General features: G+C 29.3%; 16 protein-coding genes. 8 read left to right on the forward strand and 8 right to left on the reverse strand.

The window, feature by feature from the left end; genetic code table 11:
• Positions 1-55 precede the first annotated feature (55 nt).
• Both E5347_RS11615 and E5347_RS11620 read right to left on the reverse strand, forming a co-directional pair.
• A complete protein-coding gene (locus tag E5347_RS11615; protein ID WP_136007396.1) occupies positions 56-409 on the reverse strand; it encodes a thioredoxin domain-containing protein in 354 nt (117 codons plus the stop codon).
• A 209-nt stretch (positions 410-618) separates the two neighbouring features.
• The gene (locus tag E5347_RS11620) at positions 619-2,037 is read right to left on the reverse strand and encodes a DUF4317 domain-containing protein (RefSeq protein ID WP_136007397.1); all 1,419 of its coding nucleotides are present in this window, start codon (positions 2,035-2,037) and stop codon (positions 619-621) included.
• 189 nt (positions 2,038-2,226) lie between these two features.
• On the opposite strand from E5347_RS11620, the gene E5347_RS11625 reads away from it, so the two are divergent.
• Entirely contained in the window at positions 2,227-3,549 is a 1,323-nt protein-coding gene (locus E5347_RS11625; RefSeq protein WP_136007398.1) for an APC family permease, read from the forward strand.
• 162 nt (positions 3,550-3,711) lie between these two features.
• On the opposite strand, the gene E5347_RS11630 is transcribed toward E5347_RS11625, so the two are convergent.
• The 3 genes from E5347_RS11630 to agaV are packed head-to-tail and all read right to left on the reverse strand — an operon-like array spanning position 3,712 to position 5,837.
• The gene (locus E5347_RS11630) at positions 3,712-4,539 is read right to left on the reverse strand and encodes a PTS system mannose/fructose/sorbose family transporter subunit IID (RefSeq protein WP_136007399.1); all 828 of its coding nucleotides are present in this window, start codon (positions 4,537-4,539) and stop codon (positions 3,712-3,714) included.
• The gene (locus E5347_RS11635; protein ID WP_136007400.1) at positions 4,529-5,341 is read right to left on the reverse strand and encodes a PTS mannose/fructose/sorbose/N-acetylgalactosamine transporter subunit IIC; all 813 of its coding nucleotides are present in this window, start codon (positions 5,339-5,341) and stop codon (positions 4,529-4,531) included. The genes E5347_RS11630 and E5347_RS11635 overlap by 11 nt, the downstream gene beginning before the upstream one ends.
• A 19-nt stretch (positions 5,342-5,360) precedes the next feature.
• Complete coding sequence (gene agaV, locus E5347_RS11640) at positions 5,361-5,837, reverse strand: PTS N-acetylgalactosamine transporter subunit IIB (protein WP_136007401.1); 477 nt, start codon at positions 5,835-5,837, stop codon at positions 5,361-5,363.
• A 409-nt stretch (positions 5,838-6,246) separates the two neighbouring features.
• Here agaV and E5347_RS11645 point away from each other — a divergent pair, with 409 nt between their 5' ends.
• A complete protein-coding gene (locus tag E5347_RS11645) occupies positions 6,247-7,413 on the forward strand; it encodes an AraC family transcriptional regulator (protein ID WP_136007402.1) in 1,167 nt (388 codons plus the stop codon).
• Between the two features lie 112 nt (positions 7,414-7,525).
• On the opposite strand, the gene yajC is transcribed toward E5347_RS11645, so the two are convergent.
• Genes yajC through E5347_RS11660 form a run of 3 tightly spaced genes read right to left on the reverse strand, consistent with a single transcriptional unit; the run spans position 7,526 to position 9,463 of the window.
• Complete coding sequence (gene yajC, locus E5347_RS11650; RefSeq protein ID WP_243109778.1) at positions 7,526-7,804, reverse strand: preprotein translocase subunit YajC; 279 nt, start codon at positions 7,802-7,804, stop codon at positions 7,526-7,528.
• Position 7,805: 1 nt separating this feature from the next.
• Entirely contained in the window at positions 7,806-8,237 is a 432-nt protein-coding gene (gene agaF / locus E5347_RS11655; protein WP_136007404.1) for a PTS galactosamine/N-acetylgalactosamine transporter subunit IIA, read from the reverse strand.
• Positions 8,238-8,284: 47 nt separating this feature from the next.
• Entirely contained in the window at positions 8,285-9,463 is a 1,179-nt protein-coding gene (locus E5347_RS11660; protein ID WP_136007405.1) for an SIS domain-containing protein, read from the reverse strand.
• A 168-nt stretch (positions 9,464-9,631) separates the two neighbouring features.
• Between E5347_RS11660 and nagA the strand changes: the two genes are divergently transcribed.
• From nagA to E5347_RS11690, 6 genes are all read left to right on the forward strand, one after another.
• Positions 9,632-10,771 carry an N-acetylglucosamine-6-phosphate deacetylase gene (gene nagA / locus E5347_RS11665; RefSeq protein ID WP_136007406.1) on the forward strand — a complete coding sequence of 380 codons (1,140 nt, stop codon included), beginning with the start codon at positions 9,632-9,634 and terminating at the stop codon, positions 10,769-10,771.
• Positions 10,771-11,295 carry a hypothetical protein gene (locus E5347_RS11670; protein ID WP_136007407.1) on the forward strand — a complete coding sequence of 175 codons (525 nt, stop codon included), beginning with the start codon at positions 10,771-10,773 and terminating at the stop codon, positions 11,293-11,295. The genes nagA and E5347_RS11670 overlap by 1 nt, the downstream gene beginning before the upstream one ends.
• Positions 11,296-11,403: 108 nt before the next feature.
• Positions 11,404-11,949 carry a DUF4342 domain-containing protein gene (locus tag E5347_RS11675; protein WP_136007408.1) on the forward strand — a complete coding sequence of 182 codons (546 nt, stop codon included), beginning with the start codon at positions 11,404-11,406 and terminating at the stop codon, positions 11,947-11,949.
• Positions 11,950-12,245: 296 nt separating this feature from the next.
• Positions 12,246-12,794, forward strand: coding sequence for a ubiquitin (locus E5347_RS11680; protein ID WP_136007409.1), 549 nt, complete (start codon positions 12,246-12,248; stop codon positions 12,792-12,794).
• Entirely contained in the window at positions 12,787-13,467 is a 681-nt protein-coding gene (locus E5347_RS11685) for a response regulator transcription factor (RefSeq protein ID WP_136007410.1), read from the forward strand. The genes E5347_RS11680 and E5347_RS11685 overlap by 8 nt, the downstream gene beginning before the upstream one ends.
• On the forward strand, positions 13,460-14,716 hold the full coding sequence (locus E5347_RS11690) for a sensor histidine kinase (RefSeq protein ID WP_136007411.1): 1,257 nt from the start codon (positions 13,460-13,462) through the stop codon (positions 14,714-14,716). The genes E5347_RS11685 and E5347_RS11690 overlap by 8 nt, the downstream gene beginning before the upstream one ends.
• Positions 14,717-14,948: the final 232 nt, after the last annotated feature.

A 14,948-nucleotide genomic window follows, 5' to 3' on the forward strand; every position in this document is an offset into this window, starting at 1 on the left:
GGGGGATAGTAGCTCCTTTTATATTTCCAAGGAAATTATGTTAAATAATATAGTACTAATTATTTAACATTTCTAATATTTCATCTTCTGGAGTGGAAGAATCGCAACGAACTTCAACTTCATTATTCTTTCTAACAATAAAGCCTGGTACAGTTACTATATTATATTTTGATCTAAATGTTTTAAGATTATTATCTGAAGAATCTTGGCTATCTACATAATAAATAGTTGTATTGATTTTATCAGTTAATCCACTTAATTTATTAGCAAACTTACGACAAAATGGACAAGTTTCTCTACCTATATAAACAACAGCTAAATCCTCATTAGATAATAAGTTATCTGCTTCTGCAGAAAATATTCTTTTAAATACTTGTATATCTTCGTTATAATTGTTTCCTTCAATCATATTACGCCCTCCTACCTTTTAGAATATTATACCAAATACAAATTATTACATCAAATAATTGGATTTAGAATGTAAAAAAAGGTGCCGTTTGTGTAACAGCACCATTAAAAAATTAAAACTAAAAATAATTGTTTTTTCATTAATTTTTTATTACTTATTGGTTAGTATTTAGTATCTATTGTGTGGCAATACCATTTTATTTATATAACTTAAAATAAGTCATCTAATCCATTTACTGTAGTTTGTTCATTTTCATCGATAGGAATAACTATGCATTTTTGTCCATCAATCATTTGAGATTTTATTTGAGGTATCTTTTCAGGTTTTACTTGAAGTATAACATCATATTCAGAATCAGCTTTATCATCTGTCTGGATATTTTCTTGAGTTTCTTCAGCAATAACTTCTACTGTTACTTCTAGATCATTATCTTTAGATTCTTCTAAATTAGGTTCTATATGTTCATCTAAATTAGATTCAACAGAATCTTCTAAAGCCGAGTCATCATTATTATCTGATAAAGTAGCAGATTCCTTATCTATAGCAACTTCTTGTTTGACCTGCTCAAGTCTATTTTGTAAAATCTCAACTTGCTTTTCAAGTCTTTCTTCTCTTTTTCTTTGCTCATTTGCCTTCAGTACCTTTGTATCAATTAAGTTTTCTGCTAAAGGAAGGTCATCACCAAAGCATGCAACATAAGACTTTTCTATCTTAGAAGTAAGTTCTTCAGGGATTCCACTTTCTATTAAAAGATTTTGAATATCTTTATTTGTTAATGTTATAGGATCAGAATCTGGATCATCGTATATGGCATTATATTCATCGATAATATTATTTAAATTATCCTGTACTTCCATAAATATTTTATCTGCCTTTTGTTCATCAGCACCGAAGGAATCTTTAATAATTGATTGGAAGGTATCCTTTTGAATAGCAGCAGTTTGCTTTGAGTAGCAGCCTAAAACATTTTCCATTAACTCTGGATGAGTATCCTTAGCATTCTTTGTATAATACATAATGGAGTTAACATCTGAACTACGATTAATAAATGCAGGGAATATAAAGCCATTAGTTGGATTTTCCACTACCCAATCTCTGATACGTGCTTTTATTTTATTTTCTTCTTCAAAGTATCTAAGGCCTGGATCTGAAAGTGAAACAGGGCAAATTGCACATAATACATATTCATATACTTCTTCAGATTCATCTAGCTTTAGGTTATCCTTTGTCTTTGTAATAACATCATAAGCATCATGAAAAATAAGTATTAAAAAGTTACCAGTATAATCATAGCTTTCAATAATAGATTGATAAAAATCATCTAATAGAGAGTCATCCTTAAGTTGACTATTTTTTAATTGCATAAGAGAAACTTGCTTTTCATTTATAAGGTCATCATTAAATGGAAAGTTAAGTTCTAAAATATTATTTCCTATAGTACCAGAAAGAACTTTTTTAGCAATTTCTAAGTACTTAAAGTATTCATCTTCATCTAAATTTAAAAATGTTTCTCTAAATTTTAAGATAACATGTTTTTCTCCATTAACGTAGCAACCGCACATTTTAGTAAAAGTGCAATAATCTTTCTTCAAACGTTTTTTTAGTTCAAGTATATCTTTTTTTCTCATATATAAACTCCTCAATCTATTTTTATATTTGAAGTTCAACTCTCTAAATCAGAGATTTAGAGTCTCACTTAAGTATAAGCTTTTTTAAAAGTTAAATAAAGATTTTAAAGTTTATTTACTTTTATTAATTGAATAAATAAAATAAGTAAATAATAGTCCTATATTAATTAACATGTTAGGGAGGAAAAAATGAGTAAAGAACTAAAGAAGAATATTGGATTTTTAGCTGCCTTATCTACAGTTGTTGGAGTAGTTATAGGTTCAGGGGTATTTTTTAAGCCACAAGCAATATATACTGCCACTAATGGAGCACCAGGTTTGGGGCTTATAGCTTGGATTCTAGGAGGGCTTATAACTATAGCTGGAGGACTTACAGCCACTGAAGTATCTGCAGCTATACCAAAGACTGGTGGTATGATGGTTTATATTGAAGAGGTATATGGAAAAAGCTTAGGTTTCTTAACTGGTTGGATGCAGACAGTTTTATTTTTCCCTGGTACTATTGCGGCTTGTGCTGTAATATTTGCACAACAAGCTTCAGAACTTTTAGGTTCTACTTCAGATAATATGATACTTGTATTACCTATAGCAGTAGGAATAATATTATTAACTGCATTCTTAAACACTATAGGTTCATCCTTTGGAGGATATATTCAAACTATAGCAACAGTTGGAAAATTAGTACCATTAGTATTAATTATTATATTTGGATTTATAAGAGGAAATAGCACGTCAGTATTTAATCCCATGGTGGGAAGTGGTGTGAATACTATAACAACCTTAGGGCAAGTGCTAGTATCTACATTATTTGCTTATGATGGATGGATAAATGTTGGAGCTATTGCTGGAGAAATGAAAAATCCAGGTAGGGATTTACCAAGGGCTATAGTAGGGGGATTATCATTAGTAATGGCAGTCTATCTAGCTATTAATATTGCTTATTTATGGGTAGTACCAGCAAGTGATTTAGCGATGGTTACATCACCAGCATCTCTTGTAGCGACAAAGATTTTTGGAGCAATTGGAGGGAAGGTAATTTCTATCGGTATATTAATATCTGTATTCGGTACATTAAATGGATACTTATTAACTGGTCCTAGAGTTGCATATGCATTAAGCAAAGATGGATTATTACCTGGAAGCAGGATGCTTATCAAGGTAAATAAGGGGAGTTCACCTTATAACGCTATATATTTAATTTCAATTCTTGCTAGTATATATGCTTTAACAGGACAATTTAATTTGCTAAGTGATTTAACTGTATTTGCAATATGGGTATTTTATGTACTTACTTTTATAGGGGTAATTATGCTTAGGAAAAGTAAACCTAATCTTAATAGGCCATATAGAGTTCCACTATATCCTATAATTCCTTTAGTAGCTATATTAGGAGGAGGATTTGTTGTAATAAATCAGCTACTTACATCACCTATTATATCTTTAGGGGGAATTGTTATTACTATTATAGGGTTTCCAATTTATAAATATAGAATAAAGAAGAATAGTCAGTAAAATTAGTAATTAATAAAATCACCAGATTAAAATAATACAATAAATTGTATTATGATTTTAATGTACTATGATTAAGTTATGCTAAGAAGGTCAATAATAATAAATAAAGAAAAGAGGACTGCTAGTGTGAATAACATGTCCTCTTTAATTTCTTAAGTTATATTATACAGCGAATACTCCGAAGAATCCACCAACGATACCTATTACAAGTAATAAACCTATACAAGCAACTGGAGTCCATTTTCTCTTCTTAATTAAGTAGAATAACATTAATGTAAGAAGTAGTGGAATCATTTGAGGAAGAACACCATCTAATATATTTTGGATATTAATTGGAGCTTCTCCATTTGGTATTTCGATAGCTAATTTTGTTGCTCCATAGTTTGAAGTAAGAGCTCCAACTATGAATACACCTAGCATAGAAGCTGAACGTGTAAATTCTTTAGCATTTTTAGTTAAGACATCAATAGCTTTTGAACCTAAGTTATATGACCAATGCATTAACCAATATCTAATTATGAATTGAATAGCATTAAATATTAGTAAGAATAATATCGGTCCAGCTAAGGAGCCATTAATAGCCATATTAGCTGTAATACCAGCAGTAATTGGAACTAATGTGAACCAGAAAATAGCATCTCCGATACCACCTAAAGGTCCCATTGCAGCAACACGGACAGCACGGATAGTATTAGTATCAGCTTTTTGTTGCTCTAATGATAGTATTATACCCATAACAAAAGTAATAAGGAATGGGTGAGTGTTAAAGAACTCTAAGTTGTGTTTCATAGACTTAGAAAGATCTTCTTTATCAGTATGAATCTTCTCTAATCCAGGTAATATACCATATAGCCATCCAGCAGCTTGCATTCTTTCATAGTTAAATGAAGCTTGTAAGAATAATGAACGCCAAACCATCTTATTTAAGGTTTTCTTATCAAGTTGCTTGGCAGGAGTCAAATCTTTATATAATGTATTATTAGATTCCATCTTCGTCATCTCCTCCTATTCCTATATTGGCTGTAGCAGATTTCATTTTTACATTAGTTTGGAAGTCATATACGCATACTGCAATTCCAATAAGTGCAATTAATAATAATGCTGAGCCTGATAAGCCTTCTATTTTTCCTATAATTGTTGCAAGTGCGAAACCTGCAAAGTAAATTCCCCATAAGTCATTTGATAACATAATACGTAATAAGATTGCAAATCCAACATAACGCATCATTCCACCAGCAGCACTAAGTCCATTCATGAACCAAGCATATTTTTCTGATAACTCTGATAATGTAGCACCAGCAGCACTACCACCTATTAATCCTATAACAACTACAATTGCAAATAATATTCCTAAAGCACCCATTGCGCCATAGTTAAGCATTTCAATACCCTTTGGATTTGCCTCATCAGCATATTTGTCAGCCTTTGACATTAATGGTGACATAACTGTGAATAAGAAAGTAACAAAATATTGTCCAAGTAGTGCAAATGGAACTGCTAGTCCAACTGCAGCTGCTGGATCTAATTTAGAAGAAATAGCAAATACTACTGCCATTATTCCGCCGATAACAGCATTTGGAGGTTGAGCTCCTCCAACAGGCATATTTCCAATTGTCATTAATTGATAAGTACCACCTACAATAAGTCCAGTTTGTAAATCTCCAAGAATTGCACCAACAACAGCTCCGGATACGATTGGTTGATATAATGACTCTAAGAAACTAAATTGGTCAATAGCTGCTATAAATGCAAATACTGCAACCAATAGAATTTGTATAAAATTAAAATCCATTTAGTATTCTCCCTCCTTATTATTTAAATATCTTTTCAATATTCTCAGTACCTTCAGTAGGAACTCTTCTTATTTCAAGCTCTACCCCTAATTCCTTTAACTTTTTGAATGCCGCTACATCCTTGTCATCTACTGCAACTGAACCGGCTACTTGCCTTTTTCCTTCAGCCATATGCATATTTCCAATGTTGACCTTTTTTATTGGAACTCCACCTTCAACAAGCCTTAATACATCAGAAGGATTTTCACAAACTATAAATATAAGCTGTTTAGCACTAGCTTTATGGATAGTACTTATGGTTTTGTCTATTGTCCAATAACGAGTTGCAGCATAAGATGGAGCACACATATCCATTAAACCTTGTCTAAGCTTGTCCTCAGCAACAACATCATTTGCAACTAAAATTAAGTTTGCTCCAATAGAGCCACACCATTGAGTGGCAACTTGTCCGTGAATCAATCTGTTGTCTATTCTTGTTAGTACAATATTTGGCATAATATCACCTCCTTTATTTTTTTTGTAAGGAAACCCTTATTTTGGTCCTTGATATTATTATATAGATTAAAAGAATCGTAATCTTTACACTTTTTAGTATATATTTTATTGTTTTTAACAACGTTTTCAATAAATATAAGTATATTGCTTTTTTATTAAATATAGGGATAAAATTTTTGTAAAAATATTTTTTTGATGGTATTATTAGGATATGAATTGATGATTTAAATCAAATTACTATTTATATAGTTATTTCTAAATTACTGAATAAAACTGTCCATGTTAACATTTACATAGTTATTTCTAAATTATTGAATAAAACTGCTTATGTTAACATATTATTCAATAAAGAAATAATAATATATTTTAGTATTTATTGACTAATGATTTGATAGTGAGGTGACTTAGTATGTATGATAAAACAACTAGTGCTCAATTTAGAAAGTATGGTTCTATTTATGATGAAGAAAAAGATATGAATAAGAATGATTTAATACGAAAACAAATTGTAACTAGTGATAAAGTTATTTCCAGCTTATATAATTTCTTAGAACCAGCATATATAGAGATTGTTGAAGGAATGGCGTCTATATTAATTAGTGATTCAAATAGTGGTGATTTTAAGCTATTTGCAGTTCATAGGAACTTAGAAATTAAACCTAATATGTATTTCAATATTATCTCAATGACAGATATAGTAAAATTTAACTTAATAATACCATCTAGCTATAATCTAAAGCTTGAGTTTTTAAACCCACCATATGTTTATAATCGAATATTGCCTACTATAAATATACCTGAAATAATGGCTTATTATTATACAATAAAGAGTCCAAACTATAAGTTTAAAGGAGAAAAACATAATTTATATGAATTAACCTTTGTTGATAGAGGAACTCTAGATACATCAATTGATGGTGTTAATTACACCTTAAATTCATCTGATCTAATTATCTATGGAAAAAATCAGTTTCATACGCAAGCTGTGAATAATGATTTATCATGTTCATATTTAACCATTATGTTTGATATGAAGTGTGATGACGAGAGTTTAATATGTAATAAAGTATTTCATTGTAGGAAGGAATTATATAAGATTATAAGGAAATTTGCTAAGAATATATCAAGTGAAATACCTTACTCAGAAAACTTAATTTTAAGCAATTTTCATGAGATTATTATTAGATTATTTCAATATGATTATTTAGATGTTGATGATGCCAAGCTACCTACAGAAGCGCAACAACATTTCCAAGATGAGATATTAGAAGCAATACTTGCTTATATTAATAAGATGATTTGCTCTCCAATTACTATAGAAGAACTTTGTAGTAAATTTGCAATTTCAAGATCATCTTTACAAACACTATTTAAAAATAATTTAAATACATCACCTAAAAAATATATAAATGATTTAAAACTATCTAAAAGTAAGGAATTAATTAAAGAGAACAAGTATACAATTAGTGAAATAGCATTTATGTTAGGTTTTAATTCAATACATTACTTCTCTAGGGCATTTACTCAACATTATGAAATAAGTCCTAGTGAGTATGCTCAAACAGTATTTAAATAACAGAAAATATGTATAATATAGTTAAAATAAAAAATAGAGAAGGAGTTGCCTAGAAGGCAGTTCCTTCTCTTTTCTTTAGGAGTTATTAATAAATTGCTTAGCAAGTAAGCTGTTATAAAGTATTTTGAATTGAATATCTAGATATAGTTATTACTACATTTTTAGCAACTTCGACCTCTACAGTTTCTTTTCCTGCAGATACAACCTTACCATATATACCGCCACAGAACATTACTTTCATACCTGATTTTAATTCAACATGAATATCTTTAAGTTCAGAAGTTCTTTTTTTAATGTTTTTAGCAGATATAAATATTAATATTAGGGCAACTATTCCAGCTAATACTGCAACAGTAATACATGTCCATAAAACTACTTCCCAATTTACCATATTAAATACCATCCTCACATTCAATATCTTCATGAGCCTTAAACTCAAACTTTACGACACCACTTTTACCAACCTCAATTGCTGATTCAGATAAAGAAGGCACATCATCTATAATATCTTTAGTCATAGAGATTTCAAGAGCCATAGGAAGGTTTGTACCACCTACTACCTCCATTGGTTTTTCTATTTCCGTCTTAACTTCAACTAGTGTTTTAAATGGTGATCCCCCAGCTAAGTCACTAAGAGCTAAAATACCATCGCAATTGTTTAAATTTTTTAATGAAGCATAATATTTTTCTTTTAGAGTTTCTGTAGAATCTGTTTCTTCAAAATCAACATATTCTACATTATAAGGCTCTCCTGCAATTAGTTTTATAGATGTACGTAATCCAGATGCAAAGTTTCCATGTCCACTTATTATTAATCCTATCATTTTCATCATCTCCTAGAATAGATTGTTAAATACCTTAAGTAATAATTTTATTTACATGTATAAGGGTATAATGTAACACCCTTAACAACACGGTTTACCTCTCCAGATGGGCAAGGATTATCAGGTGTTAAGCCTAGTGATAAGGACTTTAATACTGATAGTGTTTGAGCAAAAGTAATATAAGCCAATCCTAATTCAGCATTATTTAAGTTATGGTTAATATCATAGGCATATGTGTAATCTGCCAAAGACTTCATTTCGTAATAAGGCTTATTTGAAATTACAATTAACTTATTATTTTTTCTTTGACTACTTATTTCTTTTATTAGATCAAATTCATATTTATAAGTGTATTCATCATCACTTACATATACCACTGTTAATGTTGAATCATCAATAATTGACTTTGGACCATGTCTAAATCCTAAAGGTGTATCAAAGACTGCAACAGTTTTACCAGCTGTTAATTCAAGCATTTTTAAAGAAGATTCTTGAGATATTCCCTTTAAAACATTACTACCTAAATAAACTATTCTATCAAAGGCAAATTCATCAACTATATTAGATGCGATTTCAAAACCCTTATCTAAGAAAGCTTGAGTTGCTGAAGATATGCTATTAATTACTGTAGATTTTTCATCTAATTTATCAAGGTTAAAGCATAAGTATGCTGCTAAATACATATTAGTAAAGCTTGATGTCATAGCAAAAGATTGATCATGAGTTTCGTCAGTAAGATTTATTGCATAACAATTATTAAGTTCCTCTGCCATTTTAGATAGAGCACCATTTTTATTACAAGTTATGAATAAATTATATAAGTTATTAGAAACGGCGCTAGCAGCCTCGACAGCCCCTATAGATTCAGGAGAGTTACCTGAACGGCCAAAGCTAATTAATAATGTTGGTTTATTTCTTGATATATAAGATTCTGGAGAAGCAACTATATCAGTTGTTCCATAAGATTTAACTTTATAGTTTAGTTTTTTGTTTAAATAAGCATATAATGAATTCCCTACAAATTCACTAGTACCAGCACCAGTAAATATTACATCAAAGTCATCACAACTAATAACTGGATTAATAAAATCTTGTAAGGATTTTTTACTTTCTTTAATTTGCGCTAATGTTTTTAGCCATGTAGTAGGTTGTTGATATATTTCTTTCAAGGTAAATGTAGAAGATAATTCTTTCATTTTATCCTCATCAATATTAAAAATATTCATATGAATGTCCCCCGTCTTTATATTATAGATTATTAATTCTAATTATAATAAAGAGTTTTTTAAATTCAATGGAAGTGGTGAAAGATGTAATATGTCTGTTGAAAAGTGCAAATATTAGCTTAATAAACTTATGTATAATTAGAGATAAAGTGGACAAGGGGGTATAGCATGTTAATACAAAGTAAAAAAGTTTGGATTGCTGATCAATTTATTCCAGCTCAAATTGAAATTGATGATAATAAAATAGTTAATATTTATACCTATAATGAAAAAGAAGGTGCTTACGATTATGGAAGTAAGAGGATTGTGCCAGGATTTATAGATATTCACTGTCATGGAGCATATGGATTCGATACAAATGATGCCAATGAACAAGGATTAAGAACTTGGACAAAGAGAATAGTTAATGAAGGAGTTACATCAATACTACCTACTACAATAACTCAAAGTAAGGAAGTTTTGACCAAGGCATTAGCTAATGTAGCCAAGGTAGTTGAAGAAGGATATGAAGGAGCAGAGATATTAGGAGTTCATTTTGAAGGCCCTTATCTTGATATGGAATATAAAGGAGCTCAACCAAAAGAATATATAGTCAAGCCTACAATTAAAGAGTTCCAGAGTTATCAAAAGGCTGCAAGGGGATTAATAAAATATGTAACCTTAGCAACAGAGACAGATGAGGATTATTCACTTACAGAGTATTTATTTAATAATGAGGTAGTGGTTAGTGTAGGGCATTCAGCGGCTACATATGAAGAGGCTGTACTTGCTTTTGCTCATGGTGCTAGATCACAAACACATGTATATAATGGCATGACTCCATTTAATCATAGAAAAAATGGTTTAGTGGGAGCAGCTTTAAGGATTAAGGGAATGTATGGAGAAATAATCTGCGATGGTAATCATTCCACTACAGCAGCATTATATAATTTCTTCAATGCAAAGGGACCAGATTACGGAATTATGATTACAGATGCTTTAATGGCAAAGGGGTATGAACCTGGATCTAGATTTACTTTTGGAGGAAATGAGATTGAGATCTATGATGATGGTAGTGCTCATTTAGTAGAAACAAAAGGATTAGCAGGATCTACATTAAGAATGAATGAAGGACTTAGAATCCTAGTAGAAGAAGCTATGGTACCGTTTAATTATGCTATTAATTCCTGTACTACTAATCCAGCAAAATGCTTGGGGATTGACAAACGTAAGGGAAGAATAGGAGTTGGATATGATAGTGACTTAGTAATTCTTAATGATGATTATTCAGTACAGCAAACATTTTGTTTAGGAAAGGCGATGTTATAGTGAAGAAGAATGTATCAAATTTATCTGGAAATAACATTTATTTAAATAGATATGGAGAAAAAGTCTATTATAATATATTCAATAAAAATGGTTATATTGTATCTAAGCAAGTTGAATCAAAGTTTAGATTATTTTATTATAGATACTCAGTTATATTTATTGTAATGATTTTGCTTGGAGATTATTTTAATTCGTTGCAAAATACATTATTAGTAGGGATTGGAGCTATAGTTTTAGTAGAACTATACTTTAGGCTTTTCTTTTTAAATAAGTTAAAAGTAATAAAGGATTTTAAAAGAGAACATAAGACTTCAATATTAGAAAGCACAATTAATAGCAAAGAAAAAGAGAAGACAATGATGAAGGCAATTGCTTATGTTCTATTAAGTATTCTTATTATTATAAATGCAATACAACAAAATTTTAATGTAGTATTTTTAATCTTAAGTGGATTAGTAGCAGTATATAGCTTTTATATTGCAATTATTAATACTATTGCCTTTAGCAGGATGAAAAAACTATAAATTTTAATCTAATTTTAATCTTTCTTATATTTTAGATTAATTTTCTAGACGTATTATATAACCATAGTAGATGAGATATAAAAAATAAAAGCTGTGGAGGTAATAATAATGGAAAGAAATGAAATGATTCCAATTTTAATGGGAAAGGTTAATGTTAGTAATGAAGAGGCTATAGAAGCTTTAGAAAACTGTGATTGGGATCTTCTAGATGCAATTATTTATTTAGAGAGAAAAGGTAAAGTAGAAAATAATGAAACTACAACTATAATTGAGGTACAGTCAGAAGGTCAAAAGGAAGAAAATAAAAAAGGGCATAAGAGCCATGATGAAAAATGCGGTGGTATTGGTGAAATAGTTGGAAGAGTATTTAGATTTATAGGTAAGGTATTAAAAAAGGGAAATGAAAATTACTTTGAAATAAGAAAAGAAAATGAAAAACCTATAAGAATATCTTTAACTATATCAGTATTATTATTAATATTTTTATTTATACCAAGTGCTATATTATTAGTAGTAGGATTATTCTGTGGATATAAGTATTCTGTAGTTGGTCCTCACATAAATTATGAGGGTGTAAATGATATATTTGAAAAAGTATCAGAATCAGCAGATACTATTAAAAAGGATTTTAAAGAAGGATATGAGAGCAATTAACAATTAGCAGTTAACAATTGATAATTAACAGTTAAGGAGATAATTTGTTCCGAATTATTTAAATAGAATTAGTGGAATGTTTAAAAGAGTTCTTATGAATATATTGAAAGCCCCTGTTAAAAAAACAGAGGTTTTTTCTTTATGGTTGGTATTACTGAGTACTTTTAAGCTATGAATTCTTTTTAATGATATCTTCTTATTTTTTATTATAAAGATAGAAAAATAGATGTTATAATTTAATAAATAAGCCTTAGTAAAGTTAATTTTATATAAGCCATGAATAAGGAGGATTATTTATGGATAAGTTCAATTTAGTAGAAAAATTAAAGGATAAAGCTAATATTAATTACGAAGAAGCCAAGGAAGTTTTAGAGAAAAACAATTGGGATATATTAGATTCTATAATATATTTAGAAGAGATAGGAAGAATAGAAAAACCTTCTGTAGGCGTGTTTTATACAAATGATAGTATGGATTATAATAAGGAACAATCAGAAGTAACTAGTATTGTTGAGAGTAAAAATAATAAAGAATACAAGGAAAGTTTTCAAGGAATATTTGAAACTGTATGTAGATATATAGATGATTGTAACAATATTATAATTGAGATTATTAGAAATAATACTGTAATTTTAAAGATACCTTTAACAGTAGTTATACTGCTTTTATTATTTACTTTCTGGATTACTATACCCTTAATAATTGTAGGTTTATTCTTTGACTTAGAATTTTATGTATCAGCTAAAAAAGTAAATGTAGATAAGGTTAATAAGATATCTAATGAGATATCAAAAAGCATAAAGGAATTAAAAGAAAAAATTAAGAAGAGGTTTAATGATGGTTAAGATTTTAATAGTTGAAGATGAAGAAAAAATAGCTAGATTTATAGAACTAGAACTTAAACATGAAGGGTATGAAGTAATAAAGGCTAATAATGGCAGAACAGGACTAGAGATTGCAGAGAAGGGGGAAGTAGATCTAGTTATTCTAGATGTAATGCTTCCAGAGATTAATGGCCTTGAAGTATTAAGAAGAATTAGAAAGGTTTCAGATATTCCAGTTATTATGCTTACAGCAAGAGATGCAGTTATGGATAAGGTATCAGGCCTTGATGCAGGAGCAGATGATTATGTTACAAAACCTTTTGCTATAGAAGAATTACTTGCAAGAATAAGAACAGCTTTAAAGAAAAGGGTAGTTACAGTGAAAAAGGATGTAGATGTATTAAGCTGTGGTCTACTATCATTAGATAAAAAGAAGCATAAGGTAGTATATAATAACACGGAGATAGAATTAACTAATAGAGAGTTTACATTACTACAAATATTAATGGAAAATAAAAATATTGTATTAACCAGGGAAGTACTTATTGAAAAAGTATGTGGATATGATTATTTTGGAGAGACTAATGTAATAGATGTTTATATAAGATTTTTAAGAACAAAGATAGATGATGTTTTCAATACTAAAATTATTACTACTGTCCGTGGTGTAGGGTATGTAATAAAGGATGAGTAAGAAAAATAAATCTAAAAATGTAACATCTATTGCAATAAAAATTAACTCTGTTTTTGTAAGAAAACTATTTTCTAAGTTTCTTCTTATAGATATAATTCTGGCTTTAGTGTTAATTGGATTTTGGAGTGTTGAAAGAGAAGTAAGTTATTATGGAGAGTTTGTTCAAAGTGCTAAAAGAGTACTTAACATCTTCCCTATAGAGTCAGCAAATTATGTAGTTACATGGAGTGATGGAAGAAGTTTAGTTATAGATTTTACTAACTTCTTAATAGATTTAAAAAATATAATGATACCTATTTTAATAGTTGAAGGTGTATTTTTATTACAAGAAATAATATTTGGTACAGCAAAAACTAGATATATTTTAAAGCCTATTGACGAGATAGCAGAAACAGCTAATAGACTTAGTAATATGGAGTTTGATGAAGAAAAGTTCCAGAGCTTAGAAGATGCTATATTAAAAATAAGTCCTGTTGCATCCAATGAAAGAATCCATATTGGAGATAGTGAACTTCAGGGGTTAGAAGATGCAATTAACAAGCTTTTAGATAGAATGAGAGATTCCTATAGGCAACAAGCAAGATTTGTTTCAGATGCCTCTCATGAACTAAGAACCCCTATTTCAGTAATTCAAGGGTATGCAAACATGCTAGATAGATGGGGAAAAGATGATGAAAGTGTATTAGAAGAATCTATAACTGCAATAAAGAGTGAATCTGAAAATATGAAGAACTTAATTGAGCAATTATTATTTTTAGCTAGAGGCATTAATGGTAAAACTCAACTTACAATAAAAGAATTTTCACTAAATGATATGATTAGGGAAGTTTTTGAAGAGTCTAAAATGATAGATGAAAAACATAATTATTCATATATTGAGTCAGAGGATATAAGGATAAGTGGTGATATTGGCTTACTAAAACAAACTGCAAGAATATTAGTTGAAAATGCAGCTAAATACACAGTAGAGGGAGAGTCTATAGTATTTAGAAGTGGAAGAAGCAATAATGGAGATCCATTCTTTTCTATTCAAGATAATGGTATAGGTATGGATGAGGCAGATGTACCACATATTTTTGAACGTTTCTTTAGAGCAGATACTGCAAGGGTTAGAAAAAATGGAGGTACAGGATTAGGATTATCTATAGCTAAATGGATTATAGATAATCATAAGGGATACTTTAGTGTATTAAGTAGAAAACAAATAGGAACAAGAATAACGGTGTTTTTACCACAAAATAAGATATAAGTGCTTAGTTTAGAAGATAGTAGGATTAATAGTTCTACTATCTTCTATTTTTTAGTAATAAACTAAAAATTTATCTATAGATAAATTTTTAAGAAAAGCATATCATTTTAAGTAAAAATAATAGTTTTGCAATTTTGAAAATAAATACTTGCATAATTTAGGAGGATATTTTATAATTTTAACACAATTAGAAAAAACAAGAAGTAACAATTAAATAAATATTGGGGGCAAA

The sequence above is a fragment of the Clostridium sartagoforme genome (genome assembly GCF_004794105.1).
Lineage (GTDB): Bacteria > Bacillota > Clostridia > Clostridiales > Clostridiaceae > Clostridium > Clostridium sartagoforme_B.

Excerpts from the sequence above, each read along its gene's own strand:
- E5347_RS11635 (WP_136007400.1), bottom strand. The coding sequence starts at position 5,341 with ATGGATTTTAATTTTATACAAATTCTATTGGTTGCAGTATTTGCATTT.
- E5347_RS11615 (WP_136007396.1), bottom strand. The coding sequence starts at position 409 with ATGATTGAAGGAAACAATTATAACGAAGATATACAAGTATTTAAAAGA.
- E5347_RS11620 (WP_136007397.1), bottom strand. The coding sequence starts at position 2,037 with ATGAGAAAAAAAGATATACTTGAACTAAAAAAACGTTTGAAGAAAGAT.
- E5347_RS11675 (WP_136007408.1), top strand. The coding sequence starts at position 11,404 with ATGGAAAGAAATGAAATGATTCCAATTTTAATGGGAAAGGTTAATGTT.
- agaV (WP_136007401.1), bottom strand. The coding sequence starts at position 5,837 with ATGCCAAATATTGTACTAACAAGAATAGACAACAGATTGATTCACGGA.
- E5347_RS11690 (WP_136007411.1), top strand. The coding sequence starts at position 13,460 with ATGAGTAAGAAAAATAAATCTAAAAATGTAACATCTATTGCAATAAAA.
- E5347_RS11680 (WP_136007409.1), top strand. The coding sequence starts at position 12,246 with ATGGATAAGTTCAATTTAGTAGAAAAATTAAAGGATAAAGCTAATATT.
- E5347_RS11625 (WP_136007398.1), top strand. The coding sequence starts at position 2,227 with ATGAGTAAAGAACTAAAGAAGAATATTGGATTTTTAGCTGCCTTATCT.
- agaF (WP_136007404.1), bottom strand. The coding sequence starts at position 8,237 with ATGATAGGATTAATAATAAGTGGACATGGAAACTTTGCATCTGGATTA.
- nagA (WP_136007406.1), top strand. The coding sequence starts at position 9,632 with ATGTTAATACAAAGTAAAAAAGTTTGGATTGCTGATCAATTTATTCCA.
- yajC (WP_243109778.1), bottom strand. The coding sequence starts at position 7,804 with ATGGTAAATTGGGAAGTAGTTTTATGGACATGTATTACTGTTGCAGTA.
- E5347_RS11630 (WP_136007399.1), bottom strand. The coding sequence starts at position 4,539 with ATGGAATCTAATAATACATTATATAAAGATTTGACTCCTGCCAAGCAA.
- E5347_RS11660 (WP_136007405.1), bottom strand. The coding sequence starts at position 9,463 with ATGAATATTTTTAATATTGATGAGGATAAAATGAAAGAATTATCTTCT.
- E5347_RS11645 (WP_136007402.1), top strand. The coding sequence starts at position 6,247 with ATGTATGATAAAACAACTAGTGCTCAATTTAGAAAGTATGGTTCTATT.
- E5347_RS11685 (WP_136007410.1), top strand. The coding sequence starts at position 12,787 with ATGGTTAAGATTTTAATAGTTGAAGATGAAGAAAAAATAGCTAGATTT.